Consider the following 15,661-nt stretch of genomic DNA (forward strand, 5'->3'; position numbering starts at 1 on the left):
GGCACGGGCCTTCAAGGTCGGGGTTGGATGCCGAGCTGAGCCGCCGGCAGTGGGTTCAGGTGCCCTGAGTTGGTGCGCTGCTCAAACCTGCCCAGATGCGCTGCAGGGCTTCATGGCGGTTGGATTTGAGCTTGTGCAGCATGATCTGGAACTGCGCATGCAGCGATGCGTCGCCAGCGATGCACAGCTCGCCGCTGGCCAGCGCGCGGGCCACCACCCGCCGTGGCAGCCAGGCAAGCCCGGTGCCGCGCTTGGCCATTTCCAGGATCGCCTCGTAAGCGTCGGCCTGGTAGACCATCTTCAATGCCGGGCGCCAGTTCAGCCCCGCCAGGTGCCGGGCCAGCACCCCGCGCAGCGCCAGGCTCGGCGAAAACGCCAGCCACTGGGATCGGCCCGCCGGCCTGTTCCGGGCCTAGCCACCAGCGCGGCTGGCCGTCTGCGCCGGGGGCGCTCACGGGCACCAGCTCTTCATCGCTCAGCGCCAGGCTGTCGACCCGTTCGGGGTCGATCAGCACTTGGGTGAGGGGGCTTGAGAAGATCAGCAGCACGTCTACGTCGCCCGCTGACAGGCGCATGATTGCCTCCTGCGAGCCGCCGGTAACCAGTGATACGGGAAAGGTGCCGAAGCGCGGTGTGAGGCTGGCATACCAGTCGGGGAAGAAGTCGCTGGCCAGGGTGCGGCCGGTGGCGATGCGCAGCGGCTCGTCACGCCCCTGGCCGAGAATCTGGAACTGCGCGCGAGCCGCCGTGAGCAGCTCGATGGACTGCCGCGCCGCCTCCAGGAACAGCGAACCGGCCGGGGTGAGCGCCACCGGCTGGCGCCGCTCGATCAGGGCGGTGCCCACCCAGTCCTCCAGTGCCCGGATGCGCCGGCCGAACGCCGGGTGGGTCACGCAGCGGTTTTCGGCGGCGCGCGACAGGCTACGGGTGCGCGCCAGTTCGATGAAGTCTTCCAGCCATTCCAGTTGCATAGGGGCACCTGCGTGGTCGAGGTGCGCGCCACTATACGCTAAGGCTGCTCAGCGCCGGCTTTCGACCGCCATGCGCAGCGCCAGCCCCGCCAGCACCGTGCCCATCAGCCCGCGCTGCACCGCCTGCCAGCGCGGCTTGCGCGCCAGGAACACCGCGATTGAGCCGGCCATCACCGCGATCAGCGCGTTGATGCTCACGCTCACCACGATCTGCGTGCTGCCCAAGGCCAGCGACTGCGCCAGCACGCTGCCGTGGCCGGTGGGGTCGATGAACTGTGGCAGCAGCGACAGGTACATCACGGCGATCTTGGGGTTCAGCAGGCTGGTGACCAAGCCCATGGTGAAGAGCTTGCGGGCGCTGTCCGGCGGCAGTTGCTTGACCTGAAACACCCCACGCCCGCCGGGCTTGAGTGCTTGCCAGGCCAGGTACAGCAAGTAGGCTGCACCCGCCAGGCGCAGCGCGTCGTAAGCGAACGGCACCGCCATCAGCAATGCCGTGATGCCCAGTGCTGCGCAGAGCATGTAGGTGACGAAGCCCAGCGCCACGCCGATCAACGACACCAGCCCCGCGCGGCGGCCCTGGCAGATGGAGCGAGAGATCAGGTAGATCATGTTGGGGCCGGGGGTGAGCGCCATGCCCAGTGAGATGAGGGCGAAGGCAAGGAGGTGGGAAGGATCGGGCATGGGGGCTCCTGGGGCGATCGGGGATGGCATCGATCCTAGGGCGCCTGTGGTGTCGCGGGTTAGATACAGATGATGGCAAAAAAGGCCGTACAGTGATGTAGCGGTAGGAGAGCGGCTCGCCGCGCGACGCGGGGGATCTGTGAGGGATGCTCGCAATCTCCAGGCCCTGCACGTCGCGCGGCGCAGCCGCTCTCCTACGATGTGGTTGGCCTAGAAGCTATAGGTAAACCCGGTCTGCACCGTGCGCGGTGCGCCGGGGTAGGCGTACAGGTTGAACGCCCCTTCCTCATACTCTTCGTTGAACAGGTTCTTTACCTCCAGGTTCACCCGCAGTTGCGGCGTTACCTGGTAGAAGGTCAGCACGTCGGCCACGGTGTAGCCAGCCATGCTGTAGGTGCTGTTGGCGGTTTGCCCGGCGCGTTCGGCTACGTGGCGCACGCCCAGGCCAAGGCCCAGGCCGTTGAGGCGGCCGTCGTGGAACTCATAGACGTTGAGCAGGTTGTAGCTGCTGCGCGGGATGTTGGCCAGGCGGGTGCCGGTGGCCAGGGTGTTGTCCTTCACCACTTCGGCGTCGACGTAGGAGTAACCGCCGATCACGCGCCACTCGGGGGTGATGTTGCCGGAGAGGTTCAGGTCGAAACCACGGCTGCGCACACGGCCGGCCGCCACGGAAAAGTTGGGGTTGGCCGGGTCCAGGGTCAGCACGTTGTCCTTGATGGTATGGAACACGGCCGCGTCGACGGTCAACTGGTCGCCCAGCGCCTTCCACTTCACGCCCAGCTCGTAGGACTTGCCTTCCTCTGCGTCGAAGCCTGCACCTTGTGCAGAGGCACCGGTGTTTGGCTTGAACGACTCGGAATAGCTGCCGTACAGCGCCACCGTTTGAGTCAGGTCGTACACAAGGCCATAGCGCGGGGTGACTGCAGTTTCGCTTTTGCTCCAGTCCACGCTGCCCGGCAGCTTGTTGTCGTAATCGTGCTCGTCACGCTCGATACGCGCGCCCACCAGCAACTTCAGGCGCTCGGTCAGGCGCATCTGGTCCTGCACGTAGGCCGAAGTGCTGTCGAGTTGCTCGTGGTCGTGGGTGGTGGTGCGGGTGAGTGCTGGCCGCGGTTGCCCCAGCACCGGATTGAAGATATCGATCGGGTAAGCCCCCAGCGCACCACTGGAACGCATGATGATCGACCGATAGTCGTACTGCTCGTACTCCACACCCGCCAGCAGCGTGTGCTCGATGCTGCCGGTGTTGAAGGTGCCGGACAGGTTCAACTGGTAATCGCGGTCGTTCCACTCCAGCTTGCGCCAGTTGAAGTTGCGCCCCAGCGTCCGGCCATTGGCCGCGATGCCGTTGGCTTCCACTGCGTTGCCGTGCAACTGGCCGTCGAGCCACTGCACCCCGCCGCTCAAACTCCAGTTGTCGTTGAGCTGGTGGTCGAAGCGCAACTGGCTGACGTTGTTGTCGTTGTGCAGCAGGTTGGTCGAGCCCTTTTCCCACACATAGGTGTCGCGGCTGCCAATACCGATTTGCGCCGGGTAGTGGGTGTTGCCACGGTCGAGCGGGTGGTTGTTGCGCATGTAGTCACCTTCGAAGGTGATGCGCGTGGCGTCGGTGGCCTGCCACTGGATCACCGGTGCCAGGTCGTAGCGCTCGGTCTCGACGTTGTCGCGGAACGAGTCGCCGCCTTCGCCCAGCACGTTCAGGCGATAGAGCAGGGTGTTGCCGCTGTCGAGGGCGCCGGTGGTGTCGAGGGTGCCGCGGTACATGCCCTGGTCGTCGATCTGCCCGCCGATGGTGGTTTTACGCTCGGCTTGCGGCTGCTTGGTCACCACGTTGAAGGTGCCGCCGGGGTCGCTGCGGCCGTAGAGCGTGGCGGCCGGGCCGCGCAGGATGTCGATGTGGTCAATGGTGTTGGCGTCGGGGGCGTTGGGGTAGCCGCGGTTCACCGGGAAGCCGTTGCGGTAGAACTCGCCGGTGGTGAAGCCGCGCACGGTGTAGGTGGTCAGCCCCTGGCCGCCGAAGTTGTTGGCCCGGCCGATGCCGCCGCCGTAGTCGAGGGCGTCTTGCAGGCGCGTCACGTTGGTGTCTTCGAGCACCTTGGCCGGCACCACGGAGACCGACTGCGGCACCTCGTGCAGGTCGGTGTCGGTCTTGGTCGCGCTGGCGCTGCGTGGCTGCTGGTAGCTGCCTTCGCTGTTCTGCGCGGTGCCCTGAATGTTCAGGGTAGGCAGGTCGACCGAGGCGGCCTCATCGGCCAGGGCAAAGGGTGCAACAAGGTTCAAGACGCACAACGAAGTCAACGCGTAACGCATCGAAAAGGCTCTTCAGGGGAGTGGGAGGGGGCAAAAGTGTCCGGGATGATACAGAGGCGTAATCTCATTTGCATCTGTTTCTCAAATACTCTTTTGCCCGCTACGCAACAAACCGCTCTGCCTGCGAGCTGCCTTGTTCCCGCCGGTAGGAGTAATGGCGCGGAGGTGTGTGGAAGAGGGATATCGATAAAGGCGGGCGGGTTGTCAGGCCGGCTGCATTTTTGCTGCCCCACCTGAAAGTGTCGGCGCAGGGGGCTAGCCATTCGCGGAGTTTGGGGTTACGGGCCAGGTCTTCAGGTTCGAGCAAACGCGCGCCGAAATCGGCGTGGCGCAGGAAATGGATGCCCAGGCATTGTTCCAGTTGGGCGGCGAGGTGGGAGCTTCAGGCTGTCGGGGGTGAGTTTGTTGCGGTAAAAGAACCAATGTTCCGGTGGCTCGGTAGAGAGAGTTATGCCGCAGACGGGTGGCGGATTTCCGGGATCTGGAAGGTGGTGAACCACTGGGCTATTTCGGGGTGGGTAGGCATGGTGGGTGTTCTGCTGGGCGCCTGTTGGAATGGATGAAGTTCGCAATGGAGCAAATATCGAGCGTCTAGGCATTATGCTCAAGCGATTATTGGCGATTCCCCATGCGTTTTTCACCCTGTAACAGTCATTGATATCCAGAGCCTTTTGATAGTATTCCGAGCGTCGTGCGCGGTTGCTGTCCCCTTGCAGGCGGTAGATTTCCGCCTGGTAGTCACGGCTATCGCCCCATTGCATGGCCAGGCCGAGGGCCTCTTCACGCCTGCACTCAAACTTTACAGTGGGCTGCGGAAAGTACTTCTCGTACATCGGCATGCGGGTCTCGATGGCCTGCAATGCTGCCTGATACTCCGGCGTATCGGTGTAAGGAATGCACCACGATGACATCTCAAGTGCTGGCGGAGCAAAGCCGTGGGCAAGGCTTTGCTCGAACAGAGGGCAAGCCTTTTCTGTCACGACTTCACTTGGATACACCATTATGTAGATCAGCCCTAGCCGATATTGGGCGACGGGATGATCAAAGGTGACCGCCTGCTCGAGTAGAGCAATCGCGGGCTTGAGCAGTGCGCCGGCTTCCTCGGCCAGAGCCATGGCGTGCTCTTTCTCCTCTGTGCTTGCCGTCGGAGTATCAGCCGGTATTGCCTCGAGTTTGCTGTTCGCTTGTTGTAGGTAAGGGACAGCCTGTTGGTAGAGGGCTTCACCGCGAGGATCGATATGAAACGTGCCAGCCATGCACCACTGCGACAGTACGCATACTGCCAAGGCATAGCTCCAACGACTGAACATGATTTGCTTTCCTGAGGCATGCTATTTGAGAGCTGCGTAGCGTACTGAGGATTTTTCCTGGTAGCTACCATTGGCAGAGGCGGGTGGAAGGTCATCGGGACTTTTGAGTATCGAGGAAGGCGGCCACAGTGTCTTCCAAGATGGCGATCAACTCTGGGTCCATGTAGCGGTAGTCGTCGGGAATATCCAGAACGTGTAGGCGTTTGTGTTCGAGCAGGTGCGAGTATTCCGCTTGTAACCGCTGTTGGTGTTTGCGCTCCATGACGAATATGACGTCGGCCCAGCGAATATCCGCCGGGCCGACGGGCTTGCGTGCATTCGGGCTGGTGCCTGCCGAGCGGGCTGCGAAGCCCGCGCGGCGGCGCCATATACTTTCTGCGGTGGGGCTGCGCCATTGGTTACGGCTGCAGATGAACAGAAGGTTGGTCATGGTTGATCCGGCAACTGTAGAGTGGAGCGAATGGGGTAGTAGATGCCGAGCTGGCGTGCTCTCTTCAGCTTTTCGGTGCGACCGTACATTAACTTCCAGCGCTGTTGTGGCTTGAATGCAGGTGGTTGTGTGGTTTTGGCCTTGCTGTGCTTATGGGCCTGGTGGCGTCTCCAGGCTCGGGTTCTTTGCGATAGATTGAGTCAAGGGATAAAAGCAAGCCCCCCAAGGAATTATTTGTCTACATCCAAGGTTCAATGAGCTGCGCGGAGGGTTAGCTCGTCCGGGACTGTCAGATTTTTTGTGTGCGGGCGGTTAACGCCCGTCACCTGACGGACAGTGAAATCACCAGGTTGGCCTGGTAAAGCGATCTTCATACAGGATCGCAAATTGATTCATCGCACTTTTCCAGTCATGCGCAGCCTTGCCCCAGTTGGCGGTGATGTTTCGCAGTCCCAGCCAGATCAGCTTGGTCGCCGCTTCGTCATTCGGGAAGTGCCCGCGCGTCTTGATGATCTTGCGCAACTGGGCGTTGATGCTCTCGATGGCGTTGGTGGTGTAGACCACCTTGCGTATTGCCTGCGGGAACACGAAGAACGGGATCACGCGATCCCAGGCCCGCCGCCACGCGGCAACAACCGTCGGATACTGCTTGCCCCAGGGCCCAGCCTCGAAGTCGTTCAATGCCTGCTCGGCGGCCTCGGCATTGAGTGCCTGATAAATCGGCTTCAGAGCTTTGGCCAGCCCTTTGCGTTTGTCCCAGGAGGCGTATTCAAGGCTATTGCGGATCAGGTGGACGATGCAGGTTTGCAGAGTCGTTTCAGGGTAAACAGCCGCCAGTGCTTCTGGCATGCCCCTGAGTCCGTCCGTGACGGCAATCAGCACATCCTCAACGCCTCGGTTGCGCAAGTCGTTGAACACTTTCAACCAAAACTTCGCACCCTCGGTGTTCTCGATCCAGATACCCAGAATGTCACGGGTGCCGTCCGGCAAAACGCCCAGCGCCAAGTAGATCGCCTTGTTGCGGACCACACCTTCATCGCGGATCTTCACCCGCAAGGCATCGAAGAAAATGACCGGATACATCGGCTCCAGAGGCCGCTGTTGCCATGCACCCACTTCTTCCATCACGGCGTCAGTAACAGAACTGATGAAGTCATGAGAGACGTCCGTGCCGTACTGCTCCAGCAGAAACGCACGGATCTCGCGTACCGTCATGCCACGGGCATACATGGCGATGATCTTGTCGTCGAACCCTGTGAAGCGGCGCTCATGCTTGGGAATCAGGATGGGCGCGAAACTGCCGTCGCGATCGCGGGGAATGTCCAGCTTGAGCGGGCCATCGTCAGTCAGCACTGTCTTGCCGCTGGTGCCGTTGCGCTGGTTATCGGTGCCTTCCGGGCGCGTCTCGCCGGACGCATAGCCCAAGTGATAGCCAAGCTCCGCACCCAGTGCGCGCTCGACCAACGCCTTCTTGAAGGCCATCGAGATGTCCTGGATCGCCTCAGCTGTCATCGGGCCTTTGACGAACTGTTCGACCAGGTCTTTGGGGATCTCTGGGAGGTCTTTTCTGGCCTTGCCGGCCGGGGTCTTTTTGCTTGGCATGTCATGCACCTTAAACGCATGTGATGCCCGAACACAAAATTACTGATAGTCCCGCTCGTCCACGTCCCTTGCAGTTCGCAACTAAGCTGTGCGCAAGTGCTTATGCTTTGACCATGAGGAGACCGCATCATGAATGACCCTTTCAACCTCTCTCGATTCATCGAAGCGCAGCGCCCAATTCTTAGTCGATTCATGGACGAGCTACAAGCTGGCCATAAAACTAGCCACTGGATGTGGTACGTCTTCCCGCAGTTGAAGGGATTGGGCTCAAGCGAAACCGCTATGCAGTTTGGCATCAATGATCTGCATGAAGCACGCGCTTATCTTGAGCACCCCGTTCTCGGTTCGCGACTGGTTGAGTGCGTCCAGGCTTTACTCAAGCACAGAGAGTTGAGCGCGTTGCAGATCCTCGGCTCGCCGGATGATCTGAAACTGCGCTCCTGCCTGACTCTGTTCAACGAAGCCCACCCCGAATCGGCCTTGTTTCAGCAAGCGCTCGATCAGTTCTACAGTGGCAAATCAGATGAAAGAACACTCCAGTTGCTGCGTGAGCGAATGAGCTAACCTCCCGCAGACTTTCGTGTCGTGCGCGGTTATCAACGAGTTTCCATGCCTCACCGACCACAGCACCTGGTTCTGAGCCATTCCCACCCGGCGCGGCTTATTGAAGCCTCGCAGCTGATTGCTGATCAAGTTCTCTGCGGCAATATCAGGCTTGCGTAGGAGCGCAGCTGTGCTGCGCGACGAGGCGGCCAAACCCAGCGATTTCATTGGCTGTAATGGCGCTATCGCGCAGCACAGCTGCGCTCCTACGGGTACAGAGCCCAAGGCTGATATTCCGCAAGCGCGCAGGCATCAACCCCGCCACCGGCAGAACCTCACCTCAAGCCCCCGACTTGATCCTCGTCCAAACCCGCGTCCTCACCCGCTCCGCCTTCTGATCCAAAGGCCGCAACGTATAAAGCCCCTTCATCGCCTCCTCACTCGGGTACAAGTTCGCATTATTCCGAATCGCCGGATCCACCAAATCCGTCGCATCCTTGTTCGGGTTCGGATACCCCACAAAGTCACTGATCGGCGCAATCACCTGTGGCTGCAGCAGGTAGTTGATGAACGTATAAGCATCCTCCGCATCCTTGGCGCCTTTCGGAATCGCCAACATGTCGAACCAGATCGGCGCACCTTCCTTGGGCAGGCGCATGTCGACCACCACGCCGTTCTTGGCATCCTTCGCGCGGTTGGCCGCCTGAGAGAAGCTGCCGGAATAGCCCACCGCCACGCAGATGTCCCCATTGGCGATGTCGGCCATGTACTTGGACGAGTGGAAGTAGGTGATGTATGGGCGAATCTTCAGCAGCAGCGCTTCGGCTTTTTCATAGTCCTTGGGGTTGTTGCTGTTCGGGTCCAGGCCCAGGTGTTGCAGTGCCAGCGGCAATATCTCCGAGGGCGAGTCGAGGAGGGCGACGCCGCATTGTTTGAGCTTGCTGATGTTTTCTTCCTTGAAGATCAGGTCCCAGCTGTCGACCGGTGCGTTGTCGCCCAGCGCGGCCTTGACCTTGGCCGGGTTGAAGCCGATCAGGATGGTGCCGTACATGTAGGGCACGGCGAACTTGTTGCCGGGGTCGTTGGCCTCCAGCAGTTTCATCAGTTTGGGGTCGAGGTGGTTCCAGTTCGGCAGTTTGCTGCGGTCCAACGGTTGGAACACGCCGGCTTCGATCTGTTTGGCGAGGAACACGTTGGACGGTACCACCACGTCATAGCCGGAGTTGCCGGTGAGCAACTTGGCCTCCAGCGCTTCGTTGGTGTCGAAGATGTCGTACACCAGCTTGACCTGGCTGTTCTGCGTTTTGAAGTCGTCCAGTGCCTTGGGGGTGATGTAGTCGAACCAGTTGTAAACGCGCAGGGTGCGCTCTTCGGCGTGGGCTGTGCCGGCAAGTACAACGGCGCACAGGGCGGGAGCGATGAAACGCTTGAGTTTGCTCATTCTTCTAGTTCCTCATTGGGCGTTCTGGAAACCTTCGAGTACGTTCACGGCGTTGATGCCGATTTCTTCCACCGCGTAGCCGCCTTCCATCACGAACAGCGTCGGCTTGCCGAGGCGGGCGATGCGCTCGCCCATGCGCAGGTAGTCGGGGCTGTCGAGTTTGAACTGAGAGATCGGGTCTTCCTTGAAGGTGTCGACGCCGAGCGACACCACCACCACATCGGCGCCGTAACGCTCGATCTCGCCGCAGGCCTGTTCCAGCGCTGCGCTCCAGTGTTCCCAGCCGCTGCCGGCGGGCAGCGGGTAGTTGAAGTTGAAGCCCTTGCCGGCACCTTCGCCCAGTTCGTCGGCATAGCCGAGGAAGAATGGGAATTCGGCTTCCGGGTGGCCGTGGATCGAGGCGAAGAGCACGTCGCTGCGCTCGTAGAAAATCGACTGGGTGCCGTTGCCATGGTGATAGTCGACGTCGAGGATCGCTACCTTGGCTAGGCCCTGGTCGAGGAAGGCCTGGGCGGCGATGGCGGCGTTGTTGAGGTAGCAGTAGCCGCCCATCAGGTCGCTGGCGGCGTGGTGTCCCGGTGGCCGGCACAAGGCGAAGGCGCTGTGGGCGCCGCGCTGGATTTCTGCCTGGGCGGTGAGGGCGACCTGGGCTGCGCTGTAGGCGGCTTGCCAGGTGCCGGCGGTGATCGGGGCGCCGCCGTCGAAGGTGTAATAGCCGAGCTGGCCGTGCAGGCTTTTGGGCATTACCTGGCGCAAGGTGCGCGCCGGCCAGGTGAAGGGCAGCAGGTCGCCGTCTTGGCCCAGCTCGGCCCAGCGCGCCCAGGCGCCTTTGAAGAATTCGAGGTAGGCGGCGTCGTGGATGCGGCGGATCGGTTCGAGGCCGAAGTCCTCGGGTTCACGCACCGGCCCTAGCGCTTGTTTGCGTACGCGGGCGAGCACGTGATCGGCGCGCGAGGGCATTTCGAAGCAGGGCATCAGTTGCCCGCCGATCAGCTCGCAGCGGCCGTGGTGCAGGTGATGATCGTCTGAGTAGACCGTCAGCATTTCTTGTTCTCCGTGAGCGTGGGCGTGAGCACCATTCTTGATGCCAGGCACGGTTCGGGAAACGGCGGGAACGGCCAAAAGGGGATCGATGTGGCCAAAAGCTCTGTCCTGATTTTGCCCCGTTTCGAAGCACGCTTGCACCGCTGGGTGGCACTGCCACTCAGGGGCGGAACTGGCTGGGGTTCACGCCGCTCCAGCGCACGAAGGCGTGGCGAAAGCTGGCGGTTTCGCTGAAGCCCAGTTCGTCGGCGATACGGTGGATGGGCCACTCGCCGCTGGCCAGCAACTGCTTGGCCTTTTCGAAGCGCAGCTCGTCGAGCAATTCCTGATAGCTGCAGCCCAGCTCGCGCAGGTGCCGGCGCAGGGTGCGTGCCGAGCAGTTCATCTGTTCGGCCAGCCCTTCAAGGCCGGGCGCGGCGCGCAATTGGGCGGCGAGCAACTGGCGGATGCGCCCCAGCCAAGCTTGGCGCCCGGTGAATTCCAGGTTCTGTTTCGCGGCAGCGTTCGGCCATGGCCTGGTGAGTGATGGCGTCGGCCAGCGGCAATGGCTCGGCCAGCCAGGCGCGGTCGAAGGCGAAGGCGTTGGCGGTGGCCGAGAATTGAAGCGGGCAGGCGAAGCTGCGGGCATAGTGGGCCTGGTAGTCGGGCGCCTCATGTTCGAAGCGTGCGGCGAGCAAGGGCAGGGGGCGGCCGAGGAGGTCGTCGCAAATGACCTTCAGCGACACCAGGCAGAATTCTGCGTTGAAGGCCCCGAGTTGCGCATTCCCTTGATAGCCCGTGGCTGTGAACCAGATACGCTCGGCGTCTTCCTCCAGGCTCAGTTCGAAGAGTGTTCCCAACAGCGCCGGGTAGCGCAGCGCCAAGCGCAGGGCGTCACCGAAGGTGGCACTGGTGAGTAGCGCGTAACCGAGCATGCCGTAGGCCGAAACATGCATGCGCCGGCCCAGCTCCAGGCCGATTTCCCGGCGCAGGGCCACGGCGTTGGCGCACACCTGCATCTCCTGATGGGTGCCGATGCAGGTGTCGGCACGGCTCAGGTCCGCGGGGCGGATGCCGCTGCCGGCCAGCAACAGGTCGTCGGGCAGGCCCTGTTCGCGGAAGGTCGTGAGCACCAGAGAGACGGCGTTGAGGGTGGTGAGGTGGGAGTGGAGCATGGCGGGGCCTGGCGGTGGGAATGCGGATGCAGGGGCAAGTTGCATGCCACCGGTTCAAGTGCAAGGTGGGCCGAACAGCATTGGTTTGTTGGGTTGGGATGCTGTGTCTGAGCGCGATGGTCGTCGGGATCATGCAATAGGGTAGCTATCGGCGCTGCACTGCAATCAAGTCGGCGCAGGCGGCGGTTAAATGCTTGGAAGTTGCTTCGGCGCTTGGCTATGAGCATCATCATGCTTCGACAAGGAGACGTCAAAATGCCCCAGCCTATGCTTCATCTCATGTGCGGCAAGATCGCTTCCGGCAAATCGACCCTGGCCAAATGCCTGGCAGCCGAGCAGTCGGCGATCTTGCTGAGTGAGGATCTTTGGCTCTCGCGGCTCTACCCTGATCAGATCAAGTCGGTGGCCGACTATGTGCATCTTGCTCGACAGCTTCGGGATGTGGTGGGGCCTCTTGCCATCGATATGTTGAAGGCGGGCGTAACGGTGGTCCTGGATTTCCCTGCCAACACACCCAAAGATCGCCGATGGTTATGTGGCCTGGCTGATGTTGCTGGGGTTTCCCATTGCGTTCACTACGTCGAGGTTGGCGATGACCTCTGCCGAAGCAGACTGCACCTTCGTAACGGCCGAGGCGAACATGAGTTTGCGGCGACCGACGCGGAGTTCGACCTGATCACCAGCTACTTTCGAGCGCCTGAGGCGGATGAGGGGTTGCGGGTCGAGATTCATGCGGCTTGACGGGTGGCTTGGCTCTGCATTCGGTTACCTGGCTGGTGGCGAGCGTTAATCTGCCGGGCAGCGATGTAATTGTTGTATCTGACAACAGGCGCTCGCCGGGCCCTGGTGATAGCATCTGCTCGCACACTCTATATGCCTCCGATTATTGGGCTCAAGCATGGCGATCATAGAGATATCAGAACACGCTGACTGGGCACTTTTCGAGCAGGTGGCCCAGAAGCTCGAGCAAGGGCTAGGTGGTTCTTGGAAGCAAAAAGCCGACGGGCTCGATCAGCGTTACTGGGATCTTGTGGTGGGCGAGCAGTTACTTACCTTGCACCTTGAGCACTATCTCGGCATTTCGGTTTGTATACCTGATAACGCCGATGAGATGGTTCAGCAAGTCCGTACGCTGATTGGGTAGTGTCCCCCTGGGTTTCAGAGCTTCGCCTATTCAGCCAACCCCTCCCGGCATGCTCCTATGCGCCTCCCCAGCAGCCGGAACGGGTTCCCCCCGCCATGAAGCAGCATTCTCCCCTCGAAATCCTCCTGGCCGAGAACGACCCGGTGCCGGTGGGCCGTTGTGCCACCTGCCAGCGCGCTGGCTTGCCGATCCTGCCGCTGCGCAGCGCCTTCGCCACGCCGGCCGGGGATATCGACGCCGATGTAACCACTGCGCAACTGGGCCAGTTGCGCACCTTGCGCCAAGGCTACCTGTACGTGCTGCTCGACGCCCAGGTATGGCAGGCCTATGAGGTGACCGAGCAAGGCCTGTTGCGGCAGTTCGTGCCGCTGCAGATGCCGCTCGCCCCGCCGGCGCCGGTCACCGAGCAGTGCATCCGTAACAATCACCAGCTTCCTGCCTCCTTCATCAATATCGACACCGCCCGCTACAGCAAGGCCTGGCTGGCTTTCGCCAATGATCCTTGGCCGGGTGAGGTGCTCGATCTTTATAAAAAGGCCGTCCAAGGCGGGTCGCCGCTAGGGGCGCGCTTTCGGGAAGTGGACCTTGCGGTCGCCCGCGAACAGCCGGCGCAGCTCGGCATCGCCATGGCGGCTAAGCACATGGGCCTGGATTCGGTGCTGGAATTTGCAACCCGACAGCTTGATAAATTCGCCAGCACTCACGGCTTCTGCTCGCGCTGGAAACTGCCCCACGTATTTCAGGCCTACATCCAGACACTGACCGAGCGCGAAAAACTGCCGCAAGGCGTGCTGGCGATCACCCTCGATGACCCGGTCGGCGTGCTGCAAGAGCTCAACGCCCAGCGCCTGGCGCGGTTCGAGGCCATGCAGCAATGGCGGGCCGAGCCGCAGCGGCGGTTTGAATACTTCACCTCGCAAACCCTGCTCGGGCTGCGCGCGGCCTATGAGCGTAGTGCAGAGGCGCAGGCGGAGGAGGCGGTCAAAGAGGAGCGTGCGCGTCGCGAGAAATGGAACAGTGGCTATTTCGGAGAAAAGGCAGCGCTGCCGCCAATCAGCGCCGCTGCGGTCACTGCACAGCATCGCAAGGAGGCGCTGGCCCGGCTCGATGAACGCTATGACGAAGGTGCCCGGGCGGCGGGCCGACCGAGCGGCTATCCGTTGAAGATCAGCCCTTGGGGCCGACCCAGGCCCTGTGGCAACGCCTGCTGGAGGACACCGACAGCCTGTTCTATCAAAGTCTGCTGGCCAAGCATCAAGCTTTGTTGGAACAAGTGAAAACCGGCCTCGCCGGCGATGAACTGTACAAGGTGTACGACAGTATCAAGGGCCTGATCACCAGCGATGAAGGCAAGAAGCTGATGACCGAGGCAGTGCAGAACGCCAGCGCCCAACTGCTCGCCGCCGCCAACAATGCCCAGCACACCCTCGGCCCCCGGCTCAGCCAGCAGGCACGGGCGCTGGTCGGCCATCTCCACAGCATCGCCATGCTGCGCTATGCAGGCCTGTACTTCACGCCCATGACGGTGCAGCTCACGGTTGGCGAATACCTGAAGTTGCTCAACAACACCCTGCGCCCCCGCACCGAAGCCTTCATCAAGACGCTGGACGACAACCTGCGCAAACCGGGCCAGGCGAAAGTACGCGCAACAGTCATGAACGCCGCGTTCACTGCGGCCATTTCCACTCGGAGCGAGAAGCTGATCACCGTCACACTCTGGACGCTGGAAAGTGCGGGTGCGCTCAACGCACGGCTTGCCCAGGCGGGCGAGCTCGCGCGTAACGGAGCAATGGCCAACGTGCGTGCCATCGGTATTGGGTTGGGCGGGCTGCAAAGTGGCCTGGCGAACAGCGTGCAGGAACTGAAGATCAACGCCTCCATGGCGCAGTTGCTGGCCAGGAATGCACTGTGGGACTTGCAGGATGCAGTAAAAGGATACAAGCCAGGGACCGCGCCGATGCTGCTGAGCTTGGGTGGGTTGTGGTTTCAGCAGGACAGCTTGCTGCGTAATTACAAAGCGCTGTTGGAGGTGGCAAGTGATGAACGGGCGGAGGCGCTGGCTGCGGTGGGGTCGGCGACCTTTGGGGTAGTGGGGATGGGGGTTGAGGCGGCGGGGTTTGCAGTGCAGGTGGCGCGGCCCGGGTGGGTGGTGGGCGTAGGGAAAATGCGCCAACAATGGGCACGGGGATTGCGAAACGAGGTGCGGCTATCGCGGCGTTGGCTGGGATGGCAGATGCTGTGCAATATGCCATAGCCTCCGCTAGAACGGAGTCGCAGGGAGATAACAGCGCCTCAACCTACTACCGCTACGCCGCGATTGCCTCTGGATTCTCAGCGTTCGCTTTTATATATGCGGCGTTCTGGACTGCTCTCGCATTAAGCGTTTTCATCGCCGGCACAATAGTCATGCTACTTGCATACGCCCTTTCCAAAAAAGCGAAGAACTTGGAATCGACGCCTATCGAAAACTGGGTAAAAAATAGTTGTTGGGGTTTGCCGGCAAGTCAGAGGCGCTGGCTGAAATCTGATCAGGCCGATAATGCAGTCAATGCTTTAAATATCGCGCTTATAGGTATCTCTGCGGATATCTCTATACGATTTCATGCGATCACGGGTGCTGCAGCGTCAAGCGAAGCTGTGAATCCGATCTTCAGGGATAATGCTTCTATACCAATGGGGGCATGGCTTGATTATGACATCACGCTTCCGCAATACGAAATATCACGGTCTTCATACACTTTTACGATTTTTAGCAGTGACGAATCACACCCCAAAAAGATACCTATCGCGAGCGGCGTAGCTAAGGGCGAATTAAAAATTATCAATCCTGATATCTTCGCTGACATTTTAAGCGATACTTCCAAGTCTTTTGTAGAGCGGTACGACACTGAAAGAATATTTTGAAAATCTCGGGATCGATACGCCTTAATGACATTTCTCTGCCCGCATCGCTTGAGATTTCGGTCGAGTACTGGACGAATAAACAGACCCATTCAGCTCCTTATCGAATTTTTCACAGAAACTGAAG

Annotated in this window: 14 protein-coding genes and 2 pseudogenes; 6 read left to right on the forward strand and 10 right to left on the reverse strand. The window is 60.9% G+C overall.

Annotated features, from left to right (window positions below):
• Positions 1-55: 55 nt before the first annotated feature.
• The 7 genes and pseudogenes from LN139_RS04405 to LN139_RS04440 form a co-directional block, all read right to left on the reverse strand.
• Positions 56-346: a LysR substrate-binding domain-containing protein gene (locus LN139_RS04405; RefSeq protein ID WP_236358947.1), complete on the reverse strand. Its 291-nt coding sequence runs from the start codon at positions 344-346 to the stop codon at positions 56-58.
• A gap of 154 nt (positions 347-500) precedes the next feature.
• A pseudogene (locus LN139_RS04410) lies at positions 501-971 on the reverse strand (LysR family transcriptional regulator); the annotation flags it as partial.
• A 48-nt stretch (positions 972-1,019) separates the two neighbouring features.
• Positions 1,020-1,655, reverse strand: a complete 636-nt coding sequence (locus tag LN139_RS04415) for a LysE family translocator (protein WP_236358948.1) — start codon at positions 1,653-1,655, stop codon at positions 1,020-1,022.
• Positions 1,656-1,865: 210 nt separating this feature from the next.
• Positions 1,866-3,965, reverse strand: a complete 2,100-nt coding sequence (locus LN139_RS04420) for a TonB-dependent siderophore receptor (protein ID WP_236358949.1) — start codon at positions 3,963-3,965, stop codon at positions 1,866-1,868.
• 293 nt (positions 3,966-4,258) lie between these two features.
• Positions 4,259-5,275: a tetratricopeptide repeat protein gene (locus tag LN139_RS04425; protein ID WP_236358950.1), complete on the reverse strand. Its 1,017-nt coding sequence runs from the start codon at positions 5,273-5,275 to the stop codon at positions 4,259-4,261.
• A 91-nt stretch (positions 5,276-5,366) separates the two neighbouring features.
• Positions 5,367-5,705, reverse strand: a complete 339-nt coding sequence (locus tag LN139_RS04430; RefSeq protein ID WP_236358951.1) for a low molecular weight protein tyrosine phosphatase family protein — start codon at positions 5,703-5,705, stop codon at positions 5,367-5,369.
• A gap of 342 nt (positions 5,706-6,047) precedes the next feature.
• Positions 6,048-7,307 carry an IS256 family transposase gene (locus tag LN139_RS04440; protein WP_236355438.1) on the reverse strand — a complete coding sequence of 420 codons (1,260 nt, stop codon included), beginning with the start codon at positions 7,305-7,307 and terminating at the stop codon, positions 6,048-6,050.
• A 129-nt stretch (positions 7,308-7,436) separates the two neighbouring features.
• Here LN139_RS04440 and LN139_RS04445 point away from each other — a divergent pair, with 129 nt between their 5' ends.
• On the forward strand, positions 7,437-7,871 hold the full coding sequence (locus LN139_RS04445) for a DUF1810 domain-containing protein (protein WP_236358952.1): 435 nt from the start codon (positions 7,437-7,439) through the stop codon (positions 7,869-7,871).
• 319 nt (positions 7,872-8,190) lie between these two features.
• On the opposite strand, the gene LN139_RS04450 is transcribed toward LN139_RS04445, so the two are convergent.
• The 3 genes and pseudogenes from LN139_RS04450 to LN139_RS04460 all read right to left on the reverse strand — a co-directional run bounded on the left by LN139_RS04450 (position 8,191) and on the right by LN139_RS04460 (position 11,489).
• Positions 8,191-9,291: a polyamine ABC transporter substrate-binding protein gene (locus LN139_RS04450; RefSeq protein ID WP_236358953.1), complete on the reverse strand. Its 1,101-nt coding sequence runs from the start codon at positions 9,289-9,291 to the stop codon at positions 8,191-8,193.
• A 12-nt stretch (positions 9,292-9,303) separates the two neighbouring features.
• Positions 9,304-10,335 carry a histone deacetylase family protein gene (locus LN139_RS04455; protein WP_236358954.1) on the reverse strand — a complete coding sequence of 344 codons (1,032 nt, stop codon included), beginning with the start codon at positions 10,333-10,335 and terminating at the stop codon, positions 9,304-9,306.
• 160 nt (positions 10,336-10,495) lie between these two features.
• Positions 10,496-11,489, reverse strand: a pseudogene (locus tag LN139_RS04460) (AraC family transcriptional regulator).
• Positions 11,490-11,744: 255 nt separating this feature from the next.
• Here LN139_RS04460 and LN139_RS04465 point away from each other — a divergent pair.
• The 5 genes from LN139_RS04465 to LN139_RS04485 all read left to right on the forward strand — a co-directional run bounded on the left by LN139_RS04465 (position 11,745) and on the right by LN139_RS04485 (position 15,537).
• Positions 11,745-12,230 carry an AAA family ATPase gene (locus LN139_RS04465; RefSeq protein WP_236360262.1) on the forward strand — a complete coding sequence of 162 codons (486 nt, stop codon included), beginning with the start codon at positions 11,745-11,747 and terminating at the stop codon, positions 12,228-12,230.
• Positions 12,231-12,387: 157 nt separating this feature from the next.
• Complete coding sequence (locus tag LN139_RS04470; protein WP_236358955.1) at positions 12,388-12,633, forward strand: DUF3630 family protein; 246 nt, start codon at positions 12,388-12,390, stop codon at positions 12,631-12,633.
• 95 nt (positions 12,634-12,728) lie between these two features.
• A complete protein-coding gene (locus tag LN139_RS04475) occupies positions 12,729-13,910 on the forward strand; it encodes a T6SS effector BTH_I2691 family protein (protein WP_236358956.1) in 1,182 nt (393 codons plus the stop codon).
• Positions 13,907-14,887 carry a hypothetical protein gene (locus LN139_RS04480; RefSeq protein WP_236358957.1) on the forward strand — a complete coding sequence of 327 codons (981 nt, stop codon included), beginning with the start codon at positions 13,907-13,909 and terminating at the stop codon, positions 14,885-14,887. Before LN139_RS04475 ends, LN139_RS04480 begins: the two co-directional genes overlap by 4 nt.
• Complete coding sequence (locus LN139_RS04485; RefSeq protein ID WP_236358958.1) at positions 14,860-15,537, forward strand: hypothetical protein; 678 nt, start codon at positions 14,860-14,862, stop codon at positions 15,535-15,537. Before LN139_RS04480 ends, LN139_RS04485 begins: the two co-directional genes overlap by 28 nt.
• Positions 15,538-15,661 lie beyond the last annotated feature (124 nt).

Origin of the sequence: Pseudomonas sp. KNUC1026 (assembly GCF_021650705.1) — a bacterium.
GTDB lineage: Bacteria > Pseudomonadota > Gammaproteobacteria > Pseudomonadales > Pseudomonadaceae > Aquipseudomonas.